A 4,601-nucleotide genomic window follows, 5' to 3' on the forward strand; every position below is an offset into this window, starting at 1 on the left:
CGATCTGGCGCCGATCACCATCATCTGTTCCCCGCACAATCTCGGCTATGCCGGCGGCTGCAATCTGGGCCTGGCGCTGCTGCGCGCGCAGCCGGCGGTGGGGCTGTTCTGGGTGCTCAATCCCGATTGCGAAGTTCTGCCTGATACCGCCGCCGCCTTCGCCCGCGCCGCGGCCTTGCCCGGCGCCTTTGGCCTGATGGGCGGGCGCATCCGGTATCAGCAGCCGCCCAACTTGCTGCAAAGCGACGGTGGCCGCATCCGGCGCTGGACCGGCGTGGCAGAGAACGTCAACAAGGGGCTGCTGCCCGAAGCGGCGGTACTGCCCGATCCGGCCAGCCTCGATTTCATCTCCGGCGCCGCCATGGTTGCCTCCCGCGCCTTCATCGAACAGGTCGGCCTGATGGCCGATGATTATTTCCTCTATTATGAAGAGATCGACTGGGCCGCCCGCCGCGGCGCTTTGCCGTTTCGCCTGTGCGCCGATGCCATCGTCTATCACCACACCGGCACCAGCATCGGCAGCGCATCCCCCACGCAGCGCGCCAGCGCCTTCTCCCACTATTTCAACTACCGCAACCGCCTGCGCTTCATGTTGCGCTTTCGGCCACTGGCGGTGCCGGCCGCCTGGGCCTGGTCGATGGCCGCCATCGCCAAACTGGTCCTGCGCGGCGAACGGGCCGAAGCCATGGCCGCTCTGCGTGGCCTGAACCAATTGCCACCCCCACCCGCAGTCCGCGCACGGCTGTCACCGGCGGCGGCGGTGATGGCCTTTGGACGGTAAGATATCCCGGCAATTAGGCCGTCTGGTCGTCCATGAGGCAGCGGATTTGAAGGAGTAACAGTGCCTCCGGCGGGCAGGGACGCAGTCCCTGCACCCGTTTTTTTTCAGGCGGTCCTGGCAAACCTTTGTTGCACGTCGCCCCGGGTCAATTCCGGGGTGACGGGTATGAGAGTGGCTTTGGGGGCCGTCCGAAAACAAAAGTGGGTGCAGGGGCTCAGCCCCTGCCCGCCGGAGGCCCTTTTCTATTTCACGTCCCGCACCGAACGATTGTAATACTCCTCCTTCGCCGTCACGCGCCCCGATGCGTCCCGCAAGAACGTCACTTCGTGCATTTCGCTGCCGTCTCTGGCGATCCGGCGGAAGCGGTTGGGGGCGATGGGCTTGAGAGTGGAGAGGCTGTCGGCAGCTTTGGCGTCCGGCAGGTCGAGGGTCACGAGGCCGCCGTTCCACGGCAGGATTATGGTTTCGTTGTTCCAGGTGCCGTTGGTGTAGCGGCCGGCATAGTCTTCCAGCGGGATGGCGGCGGGGGCGGCGCCTTTCCAGGCGTGGGCGCGGCGGGCGTCGAGCAGCTTGTGGACTTGTTTGGTATCAGCATCCACTTCGTGACTGTCGGTGGTCATCACGGCCACCGCTGTTTCGCTGTCGGGGCGGATATTCAAGGCCGTGTGATAGCCGGGGCAGCTGCCATCGTGGCCGATGTAATTGCCCTCGTCGGCAGCGTCATTGTAGAAACCAAGGCCCCAGCTGCCGAAGTTCACCTTGTCGATGAACTGGATGCGCTGCATTTCCTTCAACGTGCTGGGTTTGAGCACACCCGGTTTTGCCGGCGCGCTGTCCTGCGCCAGCAGGCCGATCTGCCATAGGCCGAAACGCACCAGATCATCGGCGGTGCTGGTGAAGCCGGCAGCCGGTGTGATGGCTTTCGCGTCGAAGCGGCTGAGCAAGCTGCGATTGCCGGCGCGATCGAGCGGGCTCCAGGCGACAGCCATGCGCGTGCCGAGCAGTTGATACGGGTGATCGGGCCGCGTGTCCTTCAGGCCGAGCGGGGTGATGATGCCGTTGTTGACCAGGCTGGCATAATCCGTGCCCGATACCGCCACCGCCGCTTCGGCAGCGAGGGTGAGGCCGACATTGCTGTATTGGTAGGTGCGACCGACCGGATAAAGCGGTTGATGCTGGCTGATTTCGGCTTTCAGATGATCGCGGGTCGGGAAGATATAGTTGGGGCCGGTCCAGTTGCCGACATCGCTGTCGCGCTGGACGCCGGCGGAATGGGTGAGCAGGGCGCGCAGCGTGATGGGGATGGAATCGCGGCCATCGGGCTTGGGCGCGGCCCAGGGCAGATAGGTGGTGACGGGTTCATCCAGCCGCAGCTTGCCGGCTTCCCACTGCTGCATCACGGCGACGGCGGTGAACAGCTTGGAAATGGAGCAGATGCTGTAGATCGTATCGCCCTTGGCCGGCAGCTTCCGCGCGGCATCGACGGTGCCATAGCCTTTCGACCACAGCAGCCGATCCTTGTGCCCGATGGCGACCGAATAGGCCGGCCAGCGGCCATAGACCTGGCCAGCATCAGCCCAGGCGTCGATCAGGCGGATGGCTTCCAGGGTGGCGGTGTCGGTGGGCGGGGTTACGGGTTGTGCGCTTGCGGTAGTGGCAAGCAGGGCCAGGATGGCAGCGAGCCGCTTCATTCGGCAGCCGCCAGCAGGGCGGCGGGGGCGGCTTGCGCCTTGGCGAAGACCACTTCGTCCGTCACTGGGCCATCCTGCAGTTCCTTGCGGTCGTAGGTGTAGTTGGCGGTAACCACCCACGGCGCGCGATTGCCGGACTTGGGCATCACATCAGAACCGCGCTGCACATAACCGGATTGCAGATCCATCATCAGCCGCGCCGGCACAACATCGGCCGCCGGGGTGGGGGTAACACTGTCCACGCCCGTGGCGCGCATATGATTGAGCAGGCGGCAGACATAGCCGGCGATCAGATCGGAACGCAGGGTCCAACTGGCGTTGATGTAACCAAAGCTCTGCGCCAGATTGGGGACGCCGGAGAACATCATGCCCTTGTAGGCCAGGCTTTCACCCGGAATATGGGCCTTGCCGTCCACGGTAATGGTCATGCCGCCCATGGCTTGCAGCTTCAGGCCAGTGGCCGTCACGATCAGATCGGCTTCCAGCAGCTTGCCGGACTTGAGGCGAATGCCGCCGGCTTCGAATTTCTCGATATGATCGGTGACGATATCTGTCTTGCCGTCGCTGATGCTCTTGAACAGATCGCCATCGGGCACGAGGCACAGACGCTGGTCCCACGGGTTGTAGCTGGGGGTGAAGTGGGTCTTGATGTCGTAGTTGGCGGGTAGCTGCTTGGCGAGGCGCTTGAGCATCGTCTCACGGACCCGGCCAGGGTTCACGCGGGTCTGCTTGTAGAACCACATGCCAAAGCTGACATTCTTCCAGCGCACCAGCTTGTAGGCCATTTGCGCGGGCAGGATTGCCTTGAGGACATTGGCGATCCAGTCGGAGCTGGCGCCAGAGGCCATCCAGGTGGGGGAGCGTTGCAGCATCGTCACATGGGCGGCGGTTTCCGCCATGACCGGCACGATGGTGACGGCGGTGGCGCCTGAACCGATCACCACGACCCGTTTTCCAGCATGATCGAGATTTTCCGGCCAGAACTGTGGGTGGATGATGGTGCCCTTGAAATCGGCTTCGCCGTCCCAGGTCGGGCGATAGGCTTCGGTGTAGTTGTAATAACCGCTGCACATGAACAGGAAGCGGCAGGTGAAGGTGGCGCTGCCGTTCTTGGTGGTGGTGGTGATGGTCCAGCGCGCGGCGGTGCTATCCCACTTGGCGGCGGCGACCTTGTGACCATAGTGGATATGGCGGTTGAGATCATGCTCGTCGGCGGTTTCGCGGACATAGCTGCGGATCGACGGGCCATCGGCGATGGCCTTGGCAGACGTCCAGGGTTTGAAATTATATCCCAGCGTGTACATGTCGCTGTCGGAACGGATGCCGGGATAGCGGAACAGATCCCAGGTGCCGCCGATGGCCTCACGGCCTTCCAGGATGGCAAAGCGTTCGTTTGGGCAATTTTTCTTGAGGTGAACAGCAGCGCCAATGCCGGACAGGCCAGCACCCACAATCAGCACATCGAAATCGGTATCATGCACGGTCAGCTTCTCCCCTTACGTTCACGTAAAGGGAGAGTGCGGCAGCGGCAATGGGTCAAAAGGGCAGGGGGCAGGGGTCCTGCGCTGCCTTACCGACGCGGCGCGCCGGGAAGCGGCGGCAGTTGGCGCGGGCGATCCTTGCGCGGCATCTGCGCCTGATAGGCGACCAGGCAATGATCGTTGCAATAGGGGAAGCCGGCGTTGGACGGACGGCCACAGAAGTGGAAATCAGCGTCGTCTGGGTGACCGAGCGGCCACTTGCACACCTTCTCGTTCAGTTCGAGCAGGCTGGTGCGGGTTTGCTTGCCGCCCTTGCTGGTTGCCGGGGCCGGCTTGGTCACCGGGCGCGCGGATGGTGCCTCCACCGGCGCGAAGGCTGTTGCAGTGGCGGCAACCGGGGCTGGCGCTGGCGCCGGTGCGACGGCCTGCGGCGGTGGCGCCGCCGCTGCAGCACGAGCTGGCGCTGGCGCAGCGTCGGTGGCCTTCACCGGTGAAGGCCGGCTTTCGAGGCCAAGCCGGTGCGCCTTGCCGATCACGGCATTGCGGGTCACGCCTTCGCCCAGCAGCTCGGCGATCTGGGTGGCGGTCATGCCGCCTTCCCAGCCCTGCTTGAGCTTTGCGATGCGTTCGTCGGTCCAGGCCATGGCG

4 protein-coding genes are annotated in these 4,601 nt (G+C 64.1%); 1 reads left to right on the forward strand and 3 read right to left on the reverse strand.

The annotated features are described in order from the left end of the window. A partial coding sequence (locus RMO81_RS10210) for a glycosyltransferase family 2 protein (protein ID WP_310475749.1) occupies positions 1-781 on the forward strand: 781 nt, incomplete at its 5' end. Between the two features lie 242 nt (positions 782-1,023). On the opposite strand, the gene RMO81_RS10215 is transcribed toward RMO81_RS10210, so the two are convergent. The 3 genes from RMO81_RS10215 to RMO81_RS10225 form a co-directional block, all read right to left on the reverse strand. Continuing rightward, a complete protein-coding gene (locus RMO81_RS10215; protein WP_310475750.1) occupies positions 1,024-2,472 on the reverse strand; it encodes a serine hydrolase domain-containing protein in 1,449 nt (482 codons plus the stop codon). Next, a complete protein-coding gene (locus RMO81_RS10220; protein WP_310475751.1) occupies positions 2,469-3,953 on the reverse strand; it encodes an NAD(P)/FAD-dependent oxidoreductase in 1,485 nt (494 codons plus the stop codon). Before RMO81_RS10220 ends, RMO81_RS10215 begins: the two co-directional genes overlap by 4 nt. A gap of 89 nt (positions 3,954-4,042) precedes the next feature. After that, positions 4,043-4,597 carry a GcrA family cell cycle regulator gene (locus tag RMO81_RS10225; RefSeq protein WP_310475752.1) on the reverse strand — a complete coding sequence of 185 codons (555 nt, stop codon included), beginning with the start codon at positions 4,595-4,597 and terminating at the stop codon, positions 4,043-4,045. Positions 4,598-4,601: the final 4 nt, after the last annotated feature.

The sequence above is a fragment of the Sandarakinorhabdus sp. genome, from assembly GCF_031422795.1.
Classification (GTDB): Bacteria; Pseudomonadota; Alphaproteobacteria; order Sphingomonadales; family Sphingomonadaceae; genus Sandarakinorhabdus.

Coding starts and splice junctions, on each gene's coding strand:
- RMO81_RS10215 (WP_310475750.1), bottom strand. CDS start 2,472: ATGAAGCGGCTCGCTGCCATCCTGGCCCTGCTTGCCACTACCGCAAGC.
- RMO81_RS10225 (WP_310475752.1), bottom strand. CDS start 4,597: ATGGCCTGGACCGACGAACGCATCGCAAAGCTCAAGCAGGGCTGGGAA.